17 protein-coding genes are annotated in these 20,539 nt (G+C 45.2%); 14 read left to right on the forward strand and 3 right to left on the reverse strand.

Annotation, left to right across the window (positions count from 1 at the left end; genetic code table 11):
* The first annotated feature begins 89 nt into the window (after positions 1–89).
* From larB to VIG27_RS04340, 5 genes are all read left to right on the forward strand, one after another.
* Positions 90–842 carry a nickel pincer cofactor biosynthesis protein LarB gene (gene larB, locus VIG27_RS04320; RefSeq protein ID WP_394525558.1) on the forward strand — a complete coding sequence of 251 codons (753 nt, stop codon included), beginning with the start codon at positions 90–92 and terminating at the stop codon, positions 840–842.
* The gene (larC, locus tag VIG27_RS04325) at positions 835–2,073 is read left to right on the forward strand and encodes a nickel pincer cofactor biosynthesis protein LarC (RefSeq protein ID WP_394525562.1); all 1,239 of its coding nucleotides are present in this window, start codon (positions 835–837) and stop codon (positions 2,071–2,073) included. The genes larB and larC overlap by 8 nt, the downstream gene beginning before the upstream one ends.
* The gene (locus VIG27_RS04330; RefSeq protein WP_394525564.1) at positions 2,070–2,546 is read left to right on the forward strand and encodes a hypothetical protein; all 477 of its coding nucleotides are present in this window, start codon (positions 2,070–2,072) and stop codon (positions 2,544–2,546) included. Before larC ends, VIG27_RS04330 begins: the two co-directional genes overlap by 4 nt.
* Before the next feature lie 484 nt (positions 2,547–3,030).
* On the forward strand, positions 3,031–5,025 hold the full coding sequence (locus tag VIG27_RS04335; RefSeq protein WP_394525566.1) for a BglG family transcription antiterminator: 1,995 nt from the start codon (positions 3,031–3,033) through the stop codon (positions 5,023–5,025).
* A 91-nt stretch (positions 5,026–5,116) separates the two neighbouring features.
* Positions 5,117–5,320 carry a hypothetical protein gene (locus VIG27_RS04340; protein ID WP_394525568.1) on the forward strand — a complete coding sequence of 68 codons (204 nt, stop codon included), beginning with the start codon at positions 5,117–5,119 and terminating at the stop codon, positions 5,318–5,320.
* Between the two features lie 65 nt (positions 5,321–5,385).
* Here the strand turns inward: VIG27_RS04340 and VIG27_RS04345 are convergent, their stop codons facing one another.
* Positions 5,386–6,315 (reverse strand): LysR family transcriptional regulator, encoded by a 930-nt coding sequence (locus tag VIG27_RS04345; protein WP_394525571.1) that lies wholly within the window; start codon positions 6,313–6,315, stop codon positions 5,386–5,388.
* A gap of 191 nt (positions 6,316–6,506) precedes the next feature.
* Between VIG27_RS04345 and VIG27_RS04350 the strand changes: the two genes are divergently transcribed.
* The 9 genes from VIG27_RS04350 to VIG27_RS04390 all read left to right on the forward strand — a co-directional run bounded on the left by VIG27_RS04350 (position 6,507) and on the right by VIG27_RS04390 (position 18,063).
* Complete coding sequence (locus VIG27_RS04350; protein WP_394525574.1) at positions 6,507–7,340, forward strand: ABC transporter permease; 834 nt, start codon at positions 6,507–6,509, stop codon at positions 7,338–7,340.
* Positions 7,333–8,115: an ABC transporter permease gene (locus VIG27_RS04355; protein WP_394525605.1), complete on the forward strand. Its 783-nt coding sequence runs from the start codon at positions 7,333–7,335 to the stop codon at positions 8,113–8,115. Before VIG27_RS04350 ends, VIG27_RS04355 begins: the two co-directional genes overlap by 8 nt.
* Positions 8,116–8,125: 10 nt before the next feature.
* Positions 8,126–9,160 carry an ABC transporter ATP-binding protein gene (locus tag VIG27_RS04360; RefSeq protein ID WP_394525612.1) on the forward strand — a complete coding sequence of 345 codons (1,035 nt, stop codon included), beginning with the start codon at positions 8,126–8,128 and terminating at the stop codon, positions 9,158–9,160.
* A 48-nt stretch (positions 9,161–9,208) separates the two neighbouring features.
* Complete coding sequence (locus VIG27_RS04365; protein WP_394525626.1) at positions 9,209–10,264, forward strand: ABC transporter substrate-binding protein; 1,056 nt, start codon at positions 9,209–9,211, stop codon at positions 10,262–10,264.
* Between the two features lie 13 nt (positions 10,265–10,277).
* A complete protein-coding gene (locus VIG27_RS04370) occupies positions 10,278–11,978 on the forward strand; it encodes an adenine deaminase C-terminal domain-containing protein (RefSeq protein WP_394525634.1) in 1,701 nt (566 codons plus the stop codon).
* A gap of 18 nt (positions 11,979–11,996) precedes the next feature.
* The gene (locus tag VIG27_RS04375) at positions 11,997–13,319 is read left to right on the forward strand and encodes an amidohydrolase (RefSeq protein ID WP_394525636.1); all 1,323 of its coding nucleotides are present in this window, start codon (positions 11,997–11,999) and stop codon (positions 13,317–13,319) included.
* Between the two features lie 252 nt (positions 13,320–13,571).
* Positions 13,572–13,838: a 30S ribosomal protein S15 gene (gene rpsO, locus VIG27_RS04380; RefSeq protein WP_394525640.1), complete on the forward strand. Its 267-nt coding sequence runs from the start codon at positions 13,572–13,574 to the stop codon at positions 13,836–13,838.
* Between the two features lie 359 nt (positions 13,839–14,197).
* Complete coding sequence (locus VIG27_RS04385) at positions 14,198–16,327, forward strand: polyribonucleotide nucleotidyltransferase (protein WP_394525642.1); 2,130 nt, start codon at positions 14,198–14,200, stop codon at positions 16,325–16,327.
* A 92-nt stretch (positions 16,328–16,419) separates the two neighbouring features.
* Entirely contained in the window at positions 16,420–18,063 is a 1,644-nt protein-coding gene (locus VIG27_RS04390) for an amidohydrolase (RefSeq protein WP_394525644.1), read from the forward strand.
* Here VIG27_RS04390 and VIG27_RS04395 read toward each other — a convergent pair.
* On the reverse strand, positions 18,033–18,791 hold the full coding sequence (locus VIG27_RS04395; RefSeq protein WP_394525652.1) for a hypothetical protein: 759 nt from the start codon (positions 18,789–18,791) through the stop codon (positions 18,033–18,035). The genes VIG27_RS04390 and VIG27_RS04395 overlap by 31 nt on opposite strands.
* Positions 18,712–20,115 carry an AAA family ATPase gene (locus VIG27_RS04400; protein WP_394525659.1) on the reverse strand — a complete coding sequence of 468 codons (1,404 nt, stop codon included), beginning with the start codon at positions 20,113–20,115 and terminating at the stop codon, positions 18,712–18,714. The genes VIG27_RS04395 and VIG27_RS04400 overlap by 80 nt, the downstream gene beginning before the upstream one ends.
* Positions 20,116–20,539 lie beyond the last annotated feature (424 nt).

Genomic DNA, 20,539 nt, shown 5'->3' on the forward strand with positions numbered 1-20,539 from the left:
AAATCAGATACCAGAAAGGTATGGGTGTTCCTACGGGATGCGTATGACTGCTTCTGGTATCTTTTTTGATATAGGAAAGGTTGGGGATTATGGACATAAGAAACATGCTGAACCTGGTTAAGAACGGAGAAATGGACATAGAGGCAGCATTAAAGCTGCTGAAAGATCTTCCTTACGAGGAACTTGGCTTTGCCAAGCTGGATCATCACAGGGGACTCCGTTCCGGTTTTGGAGAAACGGTATTCTGCCAGGGCAAGCCGGACCCCTATCTGATGGAGATCTATCAAAAGTTATATGAAAGAGATGGCGAAGTTTTTGGCACGAGGGCATCAAAGGAACAGTTTGAGCTGATTAAACCCATTGTACCGGGGGTGACCTATGATCCTATTTCCAAAATCTTAAAGGCGGAGCGTCCCGGAAAGAAAAAAAAGGGCTGGGTATCGGTTTGTACCGGCGGGACTGCTGATATTCCGGTTGCGGAAGAGGCAGCGCAGACCGCGGAGTATTTCGGCTGTTACGTGGACCGGATCTATGATGTGGGAGTCGCCGGAATTCACCGGCTTCTGGCTCAGAGGGAGCGGTTTGAAAAGGCCAACTGCATTGTTGCCGTGGCGGGAATGGAGGGGGCGCTTGGTACCGTGATCGCTGGTCTGGCAGACTGTCCGGTCATTGCGGTGCCTACCTCCGTAGGGTACGGCGCAAGCTTTCATGGGCTGTCGGCACTGCTTACTATGTTGAATTCCTGTGCCAATGGGATTACCGTGGTCAATATTGATAACGGCTACGGGGCAGGCTATTCGGCAACACAAATCAATCGACTGGCGGAGAGAGAATATGAATAAAATACTGTATTTGGAATGTAATTCAGGTATTAGCGGAGATATGACGGTAGGGGCACTTCTGGATCTGGGTGCGGACCGTGATGTGCTTTTAAAGGCTTTGGACAGCCTGGGCGTGGGCGGATATCATCTCCATTTTGGAAGAACGAAGAAATGCGGAATTGATGCTTATGATTTTCATGTCCATCTGGAAGAGGAGCATGAGGGAGCCCATGGTCATGAGCACACCCATGAGCACCTTCACCGAAATTTACATGACATCAATCAGATCATTGACCGTGTGGATTCCAATGATCGTGTAAAAACCATGGCGAAACGAATGTTTGAGATCGTTGCAGAAGCCGAGTCAAAGGCTCACGGAATTCCGGTTTCAGAAGTTCATTTTCATGAGGTAGGGGCCATTGATTCCATTGTGGATATTGTTGGAACAGCAGTCTGCATCGACAATCTGGGCCTGACGGATATTGTGGTATCTCCTTTATCGGAAGGCTTTGGAACCGTCCGCTGCCAGCATGGGATCATTCCGGTCCCCGTTCCTGCCACGGCAAACATTGCTTCAAAATATAGATTGAAGCTGCGGTTTACAGACAACCATGGGGAGATGGTAACGCCCACGGGAGCCGCCATTGCGGCAGCCCTGCGCACAAGGGAGGAATTGCCTTCCTCCTGCCGCATTTTAAACACAGGGCTGGGTGCGGGAAAGAAGAATTTTGACCATGCCAATATCCTTCGCGCCATGATTCTCGAAGAAGCGGGAACGGATGAAGAGATGTGGATTTTAGAGGCCAACATTGACGACTGCAGCGGAGAGATGCTTGGCTTTGCCATGGAATCCCTGCTGGAAGCCGGTGCGGCTGATGTATGGAATACTCCTGTTTACATGAAAAAAGGCCGTCCGGCTTACATGCTCTCTGTCCTGTGCAAAAAAGAAGAAATAAGCAGGATGGAGGACCTTTTGTTTCTTCAGACCACCACCATCGGAGTCCGCAGACATTCTGTGGAAAGAACCGTTCTCGACCGTGAGAAAAGAACCGTAAGTACAAAATGGGGAGAAGCGGAAGTGAAGGTTTGTACCTGGAAGGATCAGTTGTTTTGTTATCCGGAATACGAAAGTGTAAGGAATATCTGCAAAAAGAATGGGGCAGACTTTCAGACGGTATACGCAAAGATCAGGGAGAATGCTTTAAAATCAATGGATAAAATACCAAATCATCTTGTAGGAGAAACTGAATGAAGAATCAATGGAACGTTACGATTCAAGGAAAAGAACATGAAATATCCTTTAAACCCGGTTTCCTGCGGGGCAAAAGATACGTTGACGGTGTTGGAACCACCGTTAAAAATACCAACTGGTACATACGCCTGTTTGATGATGTTTTTGAAATAGACGGAGAGACCCTTCATCTTACGGCAGTCGGTGCCAAAATAGACTTAGTTGTGGATGGGATGTATGTAAATGCAAAAAAACCGTATACCCCATTTAAGACCGTACCGCCCTGGGTCAATATCGTATCCGCCCTTCTGCTTTTATCCGGAATGTATTTAAGCGGTCTGTTCGGTTTATTTATCGGTACGATTGCCGGGATTATAATGATTACTCAGTCCGTATCACCAAAAAGAGACAACCCTGCACCGGTATGTATTGCATGTGCGGTGTGCGGTGTGATTCTGCAAATTGCTCTTATGATCCTGTTTCTGCGCCTGTAAGTGTAACGGTTTTTGTAACCGGAAGAAATCCTATAAGCAGAGAAGATGAAATCCTGAAAGAACAACATGGGAATACATGTGAATCTTTCGGGATTTTTTTATCGTTACCAGTTTGTTTTTTGGACGTGTCCCAATATGCAAAAAACGAATCCGGCATTCCTGAAAATTGGACATCTATAGACATAATCTATGAAATAAAATCATAAATTGAGCAAACTATATAAAAAAGTAGAAAAATAATTTAATGAAATATAAAAAAATACATATTTTAAGTTGAAAGAACAAATTAATGGAATAATATTGACGGGCGAATGTTTTGAATATAACATTATTGTAGATGTAATGTACAAAAACATCCATGACCATGTTTTGGACTTGGACCTTGGAGAGGAAAACTATGCGTTTGAATTGTCAAATGGGGGTTGTTCTGGAGGCCTCAAAAAACAGTGATAGACCAATTGGTGTACACGAGGTAATGCAATATTTGGATATATCAAAAAGCGCAGCATATCTTCTTATACAAAACTGTCAGGTCTGGCTGAATGAAAAACAACTGGAAGAAAATCCTGCACAACAGCGGAGAGAAATATTTATAGGGAAAGGAGAGTTGAAGCAGAAGTTAAAAACGATTCTGTCAGAAGCAAGCTGTGAGGAGTTTGATTTTTCTCCAAGAGAAAGAAGAATCTATATCATTGTTTTGCTGATTCGGGAAAAGCATGTCCAGACTCATGAGATCATGGAACGGTTCCGTATCAGCAGAAATACCTGCATTTTGGATTTTGCCGGAGTGAATCGTATTTTAAACACCTTTCGTGTAGGGTATACGGCTGGAAATCACGGGTATGCTCTGATGGGAGAGGAATATGATATCTACCGGCTTAGTTTATGGGTGACTTCAAAGATTTTTTCTGAACTGTATCCTAAAAATTATGAGATGGCAATGTCTTTGTTTGAGTTTCCAAAAAAAGATATCGAAAAGATTTATCAGATGCTTGGCAATGCTGCCAGGCAATTTGAGCTTTTTGCAAGCAGAGAGGCCATGTATACCTTTTGCGCCTGCTGTACCCTTGTATCAGGGAGGCTCCGTTTGGGCCACTGGATATCGGAGGAAATGATCCCTGGTTATTACCAGATGAGTACCCATAACTACCGGGTCCGAAATATCCTGTTTCAGATAGGAGTGGTCGGGGCCGTTTTGGGAAAACAGGAAGCTGATGAAGGCAGGCAGGGGCTGGCCGAGTGCCTGGCCAGGATGTTTGTGTGTGTCTGTGAAGAAACAGGGGATGATCTTGCCTCCGTTCCTGTAAAGGAAGAGAATTTTGTCAATGATGCAGTTCAAATTGTGCAAAGGTTTGAAATGTACATAGGGATGCTCTTTGAGCATAAAGAGGAATTGAAAAAGAACGTGACCCTCAGCTTAAAGTGCATCCTGCTAAGAAAAAAATATGGTTTCCGGGTCTGCAATTCTTTAGCCCGGGAGGTAAAAAAACATTACATTCATATCATCAGGCTGACTCAGAAGTCAGTAGAGGGAATTCCCGGTCTTTTAGGATCATTGACAGAAGAGGATTGTGTTCTGTTAAGCATTAATTTTCTGGGGGGAATGTTAAAGACCAGACGTGTCACAGTCCACACCCCTCATATTCTTGTGGTTTATGGGGGAAATTCTGATATTAGCGTGCTGCTTCAGGGACAGATCCAAAACCTGTTACCGGGGGCGAGGGTACTTACTGCTTCGCTGTTTCAGGACCTGATCAGATTTTCGGAATATATGGATATAATCGTATCCACCATTCCCATCGAAATACAGGGAATTCCTGTGATCGTGGTAAACACCTTTTTGACCGACTATGACAAAGACCGGATAAAGAAAATGATCGAACATAAAATATCCGGGGATGAAGATCTTTTGCGGTTTTTTAAGGATTTCGCAAGGATGTCGGAAGAGTTTATCCGTTTGGAGGACAGAATCTATCTGCGTCACAAGATGGAAGAATATTTTAAAATAAACAGGGTTAAAATTAATTATGGAACAGAAAGACGTCAGGGGTTAAAGGATTTGCTGACAGAAAACAGGATCAGAATTGTGGATTCGGTCACTGACTGGCAGGAGGCCGTCCGTATGGCGGCAAAGCCTTTGGAGGAGGATCAGAGTATTGACCCGGCTTACACAGAGGCTATGATCTTATCGGTTGTAAATTTAGGGCCTTATATTGTCCTTTCTCCCGGAATTGCACTTCCTCAAGCCAGACCGGAAGCCGGGGTCCGGACCCTGTCCATGTCACTGCTGAAAGTGAAAAAAAGGGTTTATTTTACGAAAGAAAAATATGCCAATCTGTTTTTTGTACTGGCAAGTGCAGATGGCAGCAGCCATCTGGAGGCATTGAGGGAGCTGTCGGCCATTTTTTCAGGCGAAGCAGCTTATGATAGATTTATGAAAGCGGATACGGTAGAAAAACTGCACCAATTGATTTTATAACAGGCATTTGGGGAATATAAAACCTGGGAAAAAGGGGAAGATTCAGATACCGGTCTAAGGTAATAAGGAATATGAAAAATAAAGGGTAACGATGATGCAGAGGAAATTATGTAAAACAAGCCTGGAAGAGCAGATTAAGGAGATTGAACTGCGAATCAGCTTTCTCCAGGAACGCAAAAAGCAACTGATGGTTGCCAAGGAACGGGAAGACCTCCGGAGGTTTGTGGAGGCGGCAGAAAAAAATGGATTAACGCCGGCAGAACTGGCCAGGCAGCTCCTGGCCAGACAGGCGTAAGGAGAATCAGGAAACAGGCTGAGGGAAGTGGGGATCCCTCAGCTCTTTTATTTCCGGTCATAGCTTTAAAAATGGGTTTGTTTGTAGGAATCCACCAGAATATCCAGAAATGCTTTGGCATACTTAGGCAGATACCGGTTTTTTTGATAAGCCGCAATCAGCGTATTCTCAATCCGTTCCTTTCCAATGGACAGACACACGGATCCTTTTTGTTCCCGTTTCCTTAAATACTGATAATAGCTTTCCGGTGCAAATGCCGCCCCCAGTCCTTCTATGGCAAGACAGATGGACATCTGGCTGTTTCTGGTATGGAGCAGAATATTGGGGTCCATTCCATAATCCTTAAAAAGCTTCAGAGCCAATCCGCCCGTATTCTGGTCCGGATAGAGAAGGATAAAGGGCTCTTTGGAAAGCAGGCTTAAATCAATCCACGGATAGCGAAAGCCTTCCTTTTCTTCTGCAAAGGCGGCAAGAGGATTATCAGCGGATAAGACCAGTACCATCTCCTCTTTGCCGATGACCTGATATTCCAAATCCGTGGGGAACTCATGAACATTATAAATGGTAAGGTCCACGGTGTGGTCCGTCAGCGTATGCTCTGCCACAAAATTGACCTCCTCCATCATATTGACCGTGACGTGAGGATAGAGCTTATGAAATTTTAAAAGAGCAGGACCGATTAAGCTGTTTCCCAGCATGATGGGAATGGCGATGTTTAAGCGCCCATGGTTCTGGTGCATAATATCATCTAACTCAATATCCCATTCCATGCCGTACTCCACAATCTTTTCTGCATAGTGAATGTAACGTTCCCCAAGATAAGTAGGATAATAGCTGCTTCCGATCCGGTCAAACAAGCGGGTGCCAAGCTGCTGCTCCAAGTTTTTTAAATACTTGCTCAAAGACGGCTGGGAGATAAAAAGAGTCTCTGCGGCCTTGCTGATGTTCTTTTCTCTGGCAATGGCTATAATGTATCTGGCTTCTTTTAATTCCATAAGAATTGTCCCCTTTGCGATGAATGATAAATTCCAACTATAGCTTTAATGCATAGAAACTATAGATTATATGTATTTGACGTACAGTATATCATAATTTATAATAAAAGTACAGATATAAATTAATTTTACTTATAAATGATCATAAGAAAAAACAATGAATCACAGATAGAAAGCATGGAGAGGTAAAGATGAAGAAAAGTAGTGCATTTATCATGGTGGTGCCGGGACTTGTGATCCTGGCAGTTTGTCTGTTCCTTCCGCTTTTGAAGGTACTGGTGCCGTCCTTTAATACCGGTGATTATCCGTTCAGCGCTTATTTGGACTTTTTTAAGGACGGATATTATTTAAAAATCTTTTTAAGAACGGTAAAGGTAGCGGTAATTACGACGGCGGTGTGTATGGCTGCAGGGGTACCGACCTCCTATTTTATCAGCCGGTGCGGGAAAAAGTGGAGAGGAATCCTGCTTTCTGTTTCGATTTTCCCCATGATGACCAACTCCGTGATCCGGAGCTTTGCCTGGATCAATATTTTGGGCAGCAACGGAATCGTGAACAAATTTCTTATGACAGTGGGACTTGCGGATAAGCCTGTGAAGCTGTTATATACAGATTTTTCCATTATCATCGGTTCCGTATACTTATTTCTTCCGCTGATGATCGTTACGGTAGCCGGAATCATGGAAAATATCGGAGACGATATGATGGAGGCAGCCCTAAGCCTTGGTGCAGACCGCTTCAAAGCATTTATGAAGGTGGTCTTTCCCATGAGTCTGCCAGGCATTATTGTGGGCGGGATTCTGGTATTTACGGGAACTCTGACCGCTTACACCACTCCTCAGCTTTTGGGAGGAAATAAAAATATGGTCCTTGCCACCTTCATTTACCAGAGAGCCATGAGCGTGGGAGACTGGAACGGCGCCGCTGTGATTTCCTTAATCATGATCGTCGTGACTCTGGCGGTGATCAAAGGCTTTAATGCCCTGGCTGCAAGACTGGACCGAAGAGGAGGAAGCCATGCGTAAAAATAAACTGCTTACCGCGTTTGCTATACTGGTATTTGCATTTTTAATTGTACCGCTGATCATTATTACGGTAACGGCCTTTGGAGAGGGCACTGCCATCACATTCCCCATTGAATCCTTTTCTGTAAAATGGTTTGTGAATGTATTTACCTTAAAATCCTTCCGGATATCATTTTTCACCAGCCTTCAGATTGCCCTGCTCGCTACGGTGCTGGCACTTTTGGCAGGAATCCCGGCGGCTTATGCCCTGGCAAGATCGGGCATGAAAGGCAGAGGATTTTTAAAATCCGTATTTTTATCCCCCACCATTGTTCCCGGCATTGTAATTGGTTTTGTTCTTTATCAGTTTCTGGTGCTGACCTTACGGATTCCGGTATTTATAGGACTTCTGGCCGGACATTTTATGGTGACTCTGCCTTATGTGATCCGGGTGGTCGGTTCAAGTCTTGACCAGTTTGATTTTTCCGTGGAGGAAGCGGCATGGAGTCTTGGATGTACAAAATCCGGCGCATTTTTCCGGGTCGTGCTCCCAAACATCACATCGGGAATTTCTGCTGCGTTTATGCTGGCATTTATCAATTCCTTTAATAATATTCCGGTTTCCATGTTTCTTTCAGGTCCTGGGGTGTCCACATTCCCGGCGACGCTGATGAACTACATTGAATATAATTATGACCCTACCGTGTCGGCAGTTTCCGTTGTTTTGATGGCGGTAACGGTGCTTCTCATGGTAATCGTTGATAAAACACTGGGAATTGCAGCTTTGGCAAAATAGGAGGAAAACCATGGCATTTATGACATTGCAGGATATTGATGTCCGTTATGATAAAAAGAAGCAAATTTTAAAAGGTCTTGATCTGGAAGTAAACGAAGGAGAGCTGGTTTCTTTATTAGGACCAAGCGGCTGCGGAAAAACCACAACACTTCGTGTGGTTGCCGGGTTTATCGAACCGGAAAACGGAGTGTTTACCTTGGACGGAGAGGATTTAACCAAAGTACCGGTCCATAAAAGAAACTTTGGTATCGTATTTCAGAGCTACGCATTATTCCCTCATTTAAGCGTGTATGATAACGTGGCTTTCGGCCTCAAAATGAGAAAGCTTGATAAGGCAGAGATTGACAAAAAGGTGAAGAACATTCTGGAGGTATGCGGACTGACGGAATTTGCCAGCCGTTTTCCACAGCAGATGTCCGGCGGGCAGAGGCAGAGAGTGGCACTGGCCAGAGCGCTGGTCATTGAACCCAAGCTTCTTTTGCTTGATGAGCCTTTGAGCAACTTAGATGCAAAGCTGCGCATCAATATGCGTATGGAGATCAAGAGAATCCAAAAACAGCTTGGTATCACCACCTTGTTCGTCACTCATGACCAAGAGGAGTGTTTTTCCATCTCCGATAAGGTAGCGGTTATGAATCAGGGCGTGATCGAACAGTTTGATACTCCGGAAATTATTTATCACAGGCCAAAGACAGAGTTTGTTGCAAGATTCATCGGATTTGAAAACTTTCTGCCTTTAAAAAAGCAGGGAGATGTATATAAATCAGAAGCCGGAGCAGTATTTACGGTAGAGGATGCCCGTGGAGAAGAGACTGTCATGGGTACCATACGTCCGGAGGATATCCGGGTGGCAGAAACCGGACAGACAAATAATATTCTGGAAGGTACCATCGGAGTGAGAACGTTTCTTGGAAAAACCTATCAGTATGAAGTACAGACAGCAGCGGGAAAGTTCCTGGTAAACAGACCGGCAGAGGAAACCTATGAGGAAGGCTCCTCCATTTCCCTTTACCTGCCGGAGGCAAAACTGGTACTTGTTCAATAGGCAATTCGGCATACAGCCGGTCAATGATAAAAAGAGAGGAATCAAACCATGAAAAAAGTATTGGCATTATCTTTATGTGCGGCGATCGCATTAACAGGTTGCGGGAGCGCTGCTCCCAAGGGAGACAAGGAAACCACAGCAGCAGAAAAGAAACTGGTATTATCGACGTATGGTTTAAGCGAAGATGTTTCAGCAGAAGAAGTGTACAAGCCATTTGAAGACCAGTTTGGCTGCAAGATCGTGACAGAGACAGGAAGCACCAACGAACGTTATACCAAGCTTTCCGCCAACGCCGAAAGCACCATTGATGTCATTGAGCTGTCTCAGGCCATGACTGCCAAGGGGATCGAAGAAGGACTTTTTGAGCCTCTTGATTTAAGTAAAATTGAAAACAGCCAGCATTTAATCGGTGCGGCAAAGACCATGGCTGAAGCTGGCCAGGGAATCGCTTATACCATCAATAGCATTGGTATTATGTATGATGCAGAAGCAGTCGGGTTTGAGATCAAGAGCTTTGATGATCTATGGAAAGCAGAATTAGAAGGAAGCATTGCAATCCCTGATATCACAACCACCTTTGGCCCTGCTATGGTTTACATGGCAAGTGATTACAAGGGTGTTGACGTAACAAGCGACAATGGAAAAGCAGCCTTTGAGGCGCTGGAAGAATTAAAACCAAACCTGGTAAAAACCTATGCCAAATCTTCCGATTTGATCAATATGTTTACTTCCGGAGAGATCAAAGCAGCCATTGTAGGAGATTTCGGCGTTCCTACCATCAAGGAAGCAAATCCAAATCTGACCTACGTAACACCAGAAGTAACTTATGCGAACTTTAACACCATCAGCATCACCAAAAACTGCAAGGACAAAGAACTGGCTTATGCCTATATCAATTACCGCTTGAGCAAAGAACTGCAGACCAAGACCGCAAAAGCATTAAATGAAGCACCGACCAACAACCAGGTAGAGATAGAAGAATCAAATGCTGCCAGCATGACCTACGGTCCTGTGGCAGAGAATGCCAAAGTCCTGGATTATTCCTTTGTGAATCCGATTTTGAGCGACTGGATCGACCAGTGGAACCGTATCATCAACAGCTAAGGAAAGTGAAAATATGAAGGTTGACTTATTAATTCGTAATGGATGGGTCTACCGGACATACAGGCAATGTTTTGAACAGGCGGACATTGCAATCGTGGGGGAAAGGTTTTACGACATTTCCCCTGCTTCCTGTTATGAGTCCGGCTGTGTGGTGGATGCAAAAGGGAAATATATCATACCAGGACTTCTTGATATCCATATGCATATCGAAAGCTCCATGACGTATCCGTTGGAATTCTCATCAGCAGTTCTTCCCCACGGCGTGACCACTGTGGTGGCAGACCCTCATGAGATCGCAAATGTATTCGGGTTAGAAGGAATCAGACATTTTATGGAACAGGAAACGGAGCTGGATATTTTCTATGGAATCCCCTCCAGTGTTCCTTCCACAAGTCCTGAGCTTGAAACCTCCGGCGGCAGGATCGGAGAGGAAGAGATCCTGGAGCTTTTAAAGGATGACCGCATTCTTTGTCTTGGAGAAGTGATGAACGACACGGACCTGGTTTCCCCGGAGGATACTCTGATCAAGCGCATCGTAAAGCTCTGTAAAATGGAAGGCCGTAGGCTTCGGATCGAAGGCCATTGTCCGGCGCTTACCGGGGAAGAACTGGCTGCGTTTATCGGCAGCGGTGTGGATGCCGACCATACCCAGCAGACAAAAGAATCGGTTCTTGAAAAAACAGACATGGGAATGTTTTTGGAGCTTCAGAAGAAGTCTTTAACGAAAGAAGTGGTGGAAACTGTAGTTACCCATAATCTATATGAAAATGTTGCGCTTGTAACCGACGATACCATGCCGGATCATTTAACCAAGGGCCACTTAAACCAGATTCTCCGTCTCGCGGTGGAAAAGGGGATGCCGGCGGAAAAGGCAATTTACTGTGCCACGTTTACGCCTGCCCGGAGAATGGGCCTCCATGACCGGGGCATGATTGCGCCTGGCAAACTGGCAGATTTGGTCCTTTTTGATGATCTGACCGATTTTGTTCCCTATGAAGTTTATAAAAACGGAAGACTATATTCTCCTTCCCCAGAGGGAGAGAAGGCATCCTTCCCCGATCATTTTTACCAGTCAGTCAAATGCCGTCTGGCTCTGGCATCGGATTTTAACTTAAACCGGTGTGAGATAAAAGAAGGGACAGCCCTTGTAAATGTGATGCAGGTTCAGAACTTTGGAACCAGGATCTGCCATGTAAAACGGGAGATTCCGGTAAAGGGCGGTTCTCTGTGCTGGCAGGAGGCAGGGCTTTGTCTGGCTGCTGTCTTTGAACGTTACGGAAAGACGGGAGGTGTGGCTTACAGCCTTTTGGAACATGCGTTTCAACTTCCAGGTGCAGCCGCTACCACATGGAGCCATGACAGTCATAATCTGCTGGTCCTTGGAAATTCCGTAAAGGATATGGTGCTTGCCCAGAATCAGGTGGTCCATATGCAGGGAGGATATGTGACGGTCCGAAACGGAAAGGTGACTGCCGCCGCATCGCTTCCCGTGGGAGGCATTCTCTCAGATAAAAGCATTTCAGAGCTTTCCAAAGAGCTTGAAGCCGTCCGGCAGGAGATTGAAGCAATGGGATATGAAAACAGCAACGTGATCATGTCCATTTCCACCTTGACCCTTCTGGTGTCCCCGGAATTAAAGCTGAGTGATAAGGGATTGTTTGATGTGAAAACCAAAAAGAACGTCCCTCTTGTGGAAAAATATAATTGTTTGTAAGGGAAAAGGTTGATAAGTGTGAAAACTGTAATCATAAATGTAATTGTAGTAACCATGAATGAGGCCCGGGAAATCCACAATCCGGGGTTTGTAATGTTTGAAAAGGATACGATCCTGGCCACGGGGCCGATGAAGGACCTTCCGAAAGAAGAGAACGTTTCCGGGGCTCATTTCATTGATGGAAAGAACGGAATCTTAATGCCTGGAATGGTCAATCTTCATACTCATATGGGAATGATTCCATTCCGGGGCCTGGGAGATGACTGCAAGGACCGTCTCCGGGTATTCTTGCTTCCCATGGAAAATAAGGCCATGGACCAGGAAATGGTCTATTTGTCCACCCGTTACGCTGCAGGGGAAATGCTGCTCTCCGGTGTCACCTCCGTACTCGATATGTATTATTATGAAGAAGAGGCGGCAAAGGCCATGGATGAAATGGGAATGAGGGGAATTGCGGGCCAGACCGTTATGAATGAGGGAGCCTGTGATTTTTCAGATCCTTTTGACGCCATTGCATATGGGGAAAGGCTGATAAAAAAATACGCGGCCCATCCCCGTATCTCCGCCTGTGTGGCTCCCCACGGAACCAGTACCTGCTCCAAAGAAGTCCTTTTGGCGGCTTACCAGGCCGATGCCTCTTATCAGGTACCTTTTACCATCCATACAGCCGAAATGGATTATGAGATGGAATATTTCCGCAAAGATTACGGTATGACACCGGTTCAGTATCTGGATAGCATCGGAGTTTTGGGAGAAGTGACCGTGGCCGCCCACTGCATTCATATGACGGAAGAGGACTTGCTTCTATTAAAAAAGAGCGGGGCAAAAGTGGCTCACTGCATCGGCTCCAACACTAAAGCAGCCAAAGGAGTTGCCCCTGTCACAAATATGCTTGAAAAGGAAATTCCCGTAGGACTTGGAACCGATGGCCCTGCCAGCGGAAATACGTTAGATCTCCTGACCCAGATGAAGCTGTGTGCGGATTTTCATAAAAATGAAACAAAGGACAGAAGTGCATTTCCGGCTGAAATCATCGTTTCCCTTGCGACAATCCAGGGAGCAAAGGCATTGGGACTTGATGCTGTGACCGGTTCCATAGAGCCTGGAAAGCAGGCAGATATGGTGCTGGTGGAAACCGGCTCCGCCAATATGTTTCCGGTTTACGATCCCTATTCCGCCCTGGTCTACAGCGCGAATCCTTCCAACGTGGAAGCCGTGTATGTGGCAGGAGAATGTCTGGTAAAGGATAAGAGTCTGGTAAACGTGGAGCTGAATGAACTGAGAGATTCCCTGATACAGAAAATGAAAAAAACGGAATTCAGGAAATACATGGTTTTATAAACTGAAGGACGGAACGGATAAAAAAAGGGTATATTTTGGTTTATTTAAACGAAAATCTGGAAACCATTTAGAAAGCGGAAAAAAGTATCTTTTGTCACAGATTCGCCGTTTCTGCGGATAGAAATAATTGACAACCATATGTCCCTGTGGTAAACTGTACAAGTATTAATTTGCGCCAATGCCCGGTATCTCGGATACTCCAACCAGTACTTGGTATGTGGTGAGAATCATTCATAAAAGGAGGAAATCGACATGATTTCAAAGGAAAAGAAAGCAGCAATTATTGCTGAATATGGAAGAAAAGCTGGCGACACAGGTTCACCAGAAGTACAGATCGCTATTCTGACAGAAAGAATCACAGAATTAACCGATCATCTTCAGAAGAACCCAAAAGATCATCATTCCAGAAGAGGTCTTCTGATGATGGTTGGACAGAGAAGAGGTCTTCTTGACTACTTAAAGAAGACAGAGTTAGACAGCTACCGTTCTTTGATCGAGAAGTTAGGAATCAGAAAATAATAAACCATTTAGGGTGGAGAACTTCTCCACCCTATCTGTCTATTAAGAAAAGAATGTTAAAAGTAGAAGCATCCCCCGAGACCGCTGATGTGCGCGTAACAAGCAGAGCCATAAGTGAGTCATTCGGACAGGATATGCTCGCATATCCAATCCGAATGACTCACTTATGGCGAGCAACCGCGAACGAGGGACATTAGTCCCGAGTCTGCGGCTGCGCATTCTGCCAAAGGCAGAATCTGCTTGTCATCTAACGGGCCGCACCCTCACACTTTTGATCTTTCGTTACGCGTAGATCAGTAGTTTCGGCATCTTCTGCTATTTAATATAAATTTTAAGTAATATATAAAAGGAGATCCAGTATGTACAAGAGTTTTAGTATGGAACTGGCCGGCAGAACATTGACTGTTGATGTCGGCAGAGTAGCGAAGCAGGCAAACGGAGCAGCTTTCATGCACTATGGTGACACCGTAGTATTAGCGACCGCAACTGCTTCTGACAAGCCAAGGGATGGAATTGACTTCTTTCCTCTGAGTGTAGAATACGAAGAGAAACTTTACTCCGTAGGAAAGATTCCAGGCGGATTTAACAAAAGAGAGGGAAAAGCATCTGAGAATTCCATTCTGACTTCCCGTGTCATTGACCGTCCGATGAGGCCGTTGTTTCCAAAAGATTACCGTAACGACGTTACTTTAGACAATATTGTTATGTCCGTAGACCAGGACTGCAGCCCGGAGCTTACCGCTATGTTGGGGTCTGCCATTGCCACCTCAATTTCGGATATCCCATTTAACGGACCGTGTGCATCCACTCAGATCGGACTTGTTGACGGAGAATTTGTAGTCAATCCGACCCAGGCTCAGAAACAGGTTTCTGATATGGCCCTTACGGTTGCGTCCACAAGGGAAAAGGTGATCATGATCGAGGCCGGAGCCAATGAAGTACCGGAAGACAAGATGATCGAAGCCATTTTTAAAGCTCATGAAGTAAATCAGGAAATCATTAAATTCATTGATACCATCGTGGCAGAATGCGGAAAGCCAAAGCACACCTATACCAGCTGTGCAGTACCGGAAGAGTTATTTGCAGCCATTCGTGAAATCGTACCTCAGGAAGAGATGGAGGTTGCTGTATTCACCGATGAGAAGCAGGTCAGAGAAGAGAACATCCGTAAGATCACCGAGAAGCTGGAGGAAGCCTTTGCTGATAAAGAGGAATGGCTTGCCGTACTGGGAGAGGCAATTTACCAGTACCAGAAAAAGACGGTCCGCAAGATGATCTTAAAAGACCACAAGCGTCCTGACGGCCGTGCCATGAATGAGATCCGCCATCTGGCAGCAGAAATTGATCTCCTTCCAAGAGTACATGGTTCCGCCATGTTTACCCGCGGTCAGACACAGATTTTAAATATCTGTACCCTTGCGCCATTGTCTGAGAGACAGAGATTGGACGGCATTGATGATCAGGAAACTTCCAAGAGATATATGCACCACTACAATTTCCCGTCCTTCTCCGTAGGAGAGACAAGACCTTCCAGAGGTCCGGGACGCCGTGAGATCGGTCATGGAGCATTGGCAGAGAGAGCCCTGGTTCCGGTTCTTCCGTCAGAGGAAGAATTCCCATATGCGATCCGTACCGTGTCTGAGACCATGGAATCCAACGGTTCCACCTCCCAGGCCAGCATCTGTTCTTCCTCCATGTCCTTAATGGCAGCAGGTGTTCCGATAAAGGCACCGGTAGCCGGCATTTCCTGCGGTCTGATTACGGGAGATACGGATGAGGATTATATCGTTCTTACCGATATTCAGGGACTGGAAGACTTTTTCGGAGATATGGACTTTAAGGTAGGCGGTACTCATAAAGGTATTACAGCCATTCAGATGGATATTAAGATCCACGGTTTAACAAGACCGATCATTGAAGAAGCCATCCGTACCACCAGAGAAGCAAGACTTTACATTCTTGATGAGGTTATGGCAAAAGCAATCAGTGAACCTCGCAAGGAAGTTGGAAAATATGCTCCTAAGATCGACCAGATCAGCATTGATCCTCAGAAGATCGGTGATGTGGTTGGTAAGCAGGGCAAGGTCATCAACAAGATCATTGAAGAGACCGGTGTTAAAATTGATATTTCCGATGACGGCAGTGTATCTGTCTGCGGAACGGACCAGGCGATGATCGACCGCGCCATTGAGATCATTAAGAGCATCGTTACCGATCTTGAGGCTGGACAGATTATGACAGGTAAGGTTGTAAGAATCATGAATTTCGGAGCCTTCGTAGAACTGGCACCGAATAAAGATGGTATGATTCATATTTCCAAGCTGTCTGATAAGAGAGTAGCAAAAGTAGAAGATGTGGTAAACATCGGCGACGTCGTGACCGTAAAGATTATGGAAGTCGATAAGATGGGCAGAATCAATTTAAGCATGAAGCCAACCGATCTCAATCCAAAAGCAGAAGAAGCCAAAGAAGCAAAAGGAAACGAATAAATTAATCAGCTGAGACGTGTAACGGGCAGCAGACAGACCATACGGGCTCTGTCTGCTGCCCGTTTTCAATGGAACGGTTTAAGAGGAATCTTATGATGGATATTTATTATAATGCAGTGATTTATGCAAAAAAAGGCATGGAAGCCGATGCCATGGGAGTAGAAAATGGAAGAGTGGCATTCATTGGTACCTTTTCTCAAGCCAGACAGTGGGAAAGCGGCGATGGTGCTGTGTGGCATGATATGGATGGTGCATTTCTTGTTCCTGGTTTTATTGATTCCCATCTCCATCTTCTTTCATACGGCAGGGGACTAAGCTCCCCTAATTTGGCAAAGCATACCTCATCCATAAAAGCTTTGGTAGAAGCGCTTTCCGCTTATAAGAGCAGGACCCATAATTCGGAAGCCTGGATCGTGGGAAGCGGCTGGAATCAGGAATGTTTTGAGGGGGAAAAACGGCTTCCCAACCGGTACGATCTGGATCAGGTTTCAACATGTCAGCCGGTGATTGCCTACCGTTCCTGCAGACACATTGCCTGTGTCAATTCAGCAGCACTTGAGGCCGCAGGCATAACTGGGAATACGCTGAATCCCGAGGGCGGTTTTATTGATTTTGATGAGAATGGCGAACCAACCGGAATTCTGAGGGAATACGCGATCAATCTGGTCAGTGGGCTGATACCGGTTCCTGAAGCAGATGAAATAAAATATTATATGGTTCAGGCTATGAAAAAGCTGAATTCTTATGGGATCACCTCGGTTCAGACCGATGACTTTGGCGCCTTTCCAGGTGTTTCTTATGAAACGGTGATACGGGCATATGAGGAGCTGGAAGCAGAAGGTCTGCTGACGGTTAAAGTATACGAACAATGTTTATTAGAAGAAATGCAGGACTTAAAAGGGTTTATAGAAAAAGGATACCGGACGGGAAAAGGAAGTCCGTTTTTTGCCATCGGTCCGTTAAAGATCATTGCAGACGGTTCCATGGGAGCGAGAACGGCATTTTTAAGTGCCCCTTATGCCGATGATACCGTTAATCCCCATAACTGCGGGATTAATATTTACAGCCAGCAACAGCTTGATGAGAAGGTGGTGTATGCATCGGATCACGGAATGCAGGTAGCGGTCCATGCCATAGGCGATCGGGCCATGGAGATGGCAGCAGGTTCCATGGAAAAGGCACTTTGCGGAAATCGGAAAAATCCCCTTCGCCATGGGATCGTCCATTGTCAGCTGACAACCAAAGCCCTTTTGGAAACCTTTCGGAAATGGAATCTACATACTTATATCCAGTCGATTTTCCTGGATCATGACAATTATGTGGTGGAGAAGAGACTGGGAAAGGAACGGGCTGCCAGTACGTATGCCTTCAAGACCTTATTGGAACTGGGACTTGATGTTTCCAATGGTTCGGATGCCCCTGTAGAATCCCCTGATGTGCTTGGGGGAATCCAGTGTGCGGTTACAAGGACCACTCTGGACGGATCAAAGACATTTTTGCCGGAGCAGTCATTGTCTGTGGAAGAAGCCCTCCAAACCTTTACCGTGATGGGAGCCAGAGCCAGCTTTGAAGAGAATGAAAAGGGAATGCTTCTTCCCGGCATGGCGGCTGATTTCACGGTACTTTCCCAGGATATCCGGCGCTGTCCTCCCGAAACCATAAAAGATACGAAGGTATGCCAGACCTTTGTAAACGGTATCTGTGTTTACGATGGAGAGGACTCAAATAACAGATGAAAATTGCTGTGCCGGTGGAGGGAATTCACTCCCTGTGCAATAAATTTCCAGGTATCGTCATAATCGCCGGAAACTGTAAAATCACTGTCTGAAAGAAAGGCGAGGAATCCTTCCGGATCGGAGAGATAGCGGTCTGCAAAATCATCTGCAAAATCTATCTTTTCCGCATCGGTCAGATTTCCGGTCCGGTTATGGAAAACATGTTCCAGATTCCGGGAAAAATAGTACACCCGGTAGGGGAGAGTTCCTACTTTTCCTGTTTCAGAAAGCCTGCTTAAAATCTGGGATTTTCGTTGGTTGCGGTCCAGGACTCGTTGGGGAAAAGGGGCTTCTACCCGGTCGTCATAATACTGTATGTCCTTCCCTTTATGATAGATGATCCGGTCGTCAGGGATGAACACGCCATCCGTATCCACCAGATGTATGACTTTCTGTATATCACTTTTTTGAAATCCGTACCGTTTCCGCTCCATCTCAATGTGCTCATAAACGGTTTTTACCGCACTATTTACGGAGACAGACCAGTTGCTGGTCATATCGCCGTGAACGATATGAAAACGCACCTCATCATTCTGAAAGATTTTCTTTAAAATGGGGCTTAATGTGTCTTCGTCAGTGGGACCTTCTGCAATGAAAAGGATTACTTTCTTACTTTTGGAAGCCATGGAAAGCCCCCTTTCCGGCCCGGCGGAACGCCCGGCTGATCTCAACCGTATCTGTTTCTGCATAAATCTCTTCCTTTTGGCCCCCCAGGGTAATGCTTCGCAGGTATAAGTCCCTTAGATTGTTATTGCTTTTTACGTTCTGAAGACGCATGTAGCGGTTTGAAGGATTGGTGGTGGAAAAGACAATGCTTTTCTTGTGAAGCATTTCCAAGGCCCGCAGGTTATGAGAGGTAAAGATCAGCTGGCCCCTGGCCCCTTTTTCCATTACCGTAAGCAGTTCCCCAAGAAGGTATTCATAAATGCCGGAATCCAGTTCATCTATGATCAGACACATGGAGGCATGGTTATAGATACACATTAAGACATTTAGGACGGATATAAGTTTGATGATGCCTTCGGATTCGTATTTTAGTGGAATGATCACGTCGTCCCGCTTTGAAAACAGTTCGATTTTATATCCTTCGGTTCCATTTTCCCTGAGCTGCTCTCCGAAATTATGGATTCCGATGGATAGTCCGGGAATCATAGCGGTAAGGACCGCATTCATATCTATCATGATCTGGTTTACCAGCTCATATTGGTTCTTTGTAATGACAGAGGGGCCGTCCAGACGGATGGGCAGTTCCCCTTTCGCCACCTTTTCCCCTACTTCCAGCCGAAAGGCAAAGGGAAGCATGAAGTTCATGCTGATGGAGCCGGAATGAGCGTTGGTGATGACAAACAAGTTGAAGCTGGCGTATTGATGGAGTGCTTCTATAACATAGGCGTAATCCTCAGAAACATGTTCAGGGGTCGATAAAAAGATGCTTCTTCCCTCAGAACCGAACAGGAAGGAAACCAGATTTTTCTGGGCCAGTTTTTTTGCGACGTTTAAGTTGATCCGGTTTTCCTCATTGCAGCGCACCAGTTCGTCAAACCGGTATTTGGGAGTAAAGACAGGACCTTTGGAGGAAAGAGAATAATCAATCAGATTTTTTTTGCTTCCAAATTTTTCTCCGTTCCAGAGAGCTGCGGTAAGCGTTTCGTTTGAAATCTCCAGATCCCGGTCCGGTGTCTTTTGAAACTGGACCGTATAATCGGCCATGGCTGTTTTTTGGGGGGACTGGATTATGAATTTCACATGAATCCTACAGAAATCCCGGTCCTCCGTTATATAATGGCTGGTCTCCCGGGGCAGGGATTTTCCGGTTAAAAGAAACTGGATCACAGACATGGCCTCTACAACTGCCGTTTTACCCGATCCGTTCTGACCATAGATTCCAAGAATGTCGGCAGTGGAGGAACCGTAGTTTTTCTCGATGGCAGAGGGCATCTCAATGCGGCCGTATTGGGTGTTCTTAAACCCGAATAGTTCTATTTCACTGATTCGGACAGTGGTTTCGTTCATAAATTCGGTTTCCTTTCTTCTTTTAAATCTATAGTAGCATATTCCTCTTACATATCAAGAAATATTTTTGAATTTCGATACATTTTTTAACGAATGTTGATATTATAAACAGAAAAAACAAAAATATTCGGAATATATAAAAAATTTACAATCCATTTTTTCAGGAAATGCCTTAATCAAAAAGGTTCTATAACTCTTATTGACAAATGATAGTTTACCACGTATAATGTTTTTACTTAAAGAAGTACATTCAAATTAAAATTGCATAGAAGCTTCATTAAAAGGGAGTAGTTTTAATGCACTGTCAACAATCCTGGCTTTAATAGGCAGCCTGGTGGTGCATGCCAGACAATGGTTACCAGACTTTTAATGTGTTTATTCCTTATTGTTTTTAGAATAAATGCATTGGGAGTCTTTTTCTTTT

Origin of the sequence: Lacrimispora sinapis, from assembly GCF_043633585.1 — a bacterium.
GTDB lineage: Bacteria > Bacillota > Clostridia > Lachnospirales > Lachnospiraceae > Lacrimispora > Lacrimispora sinapis.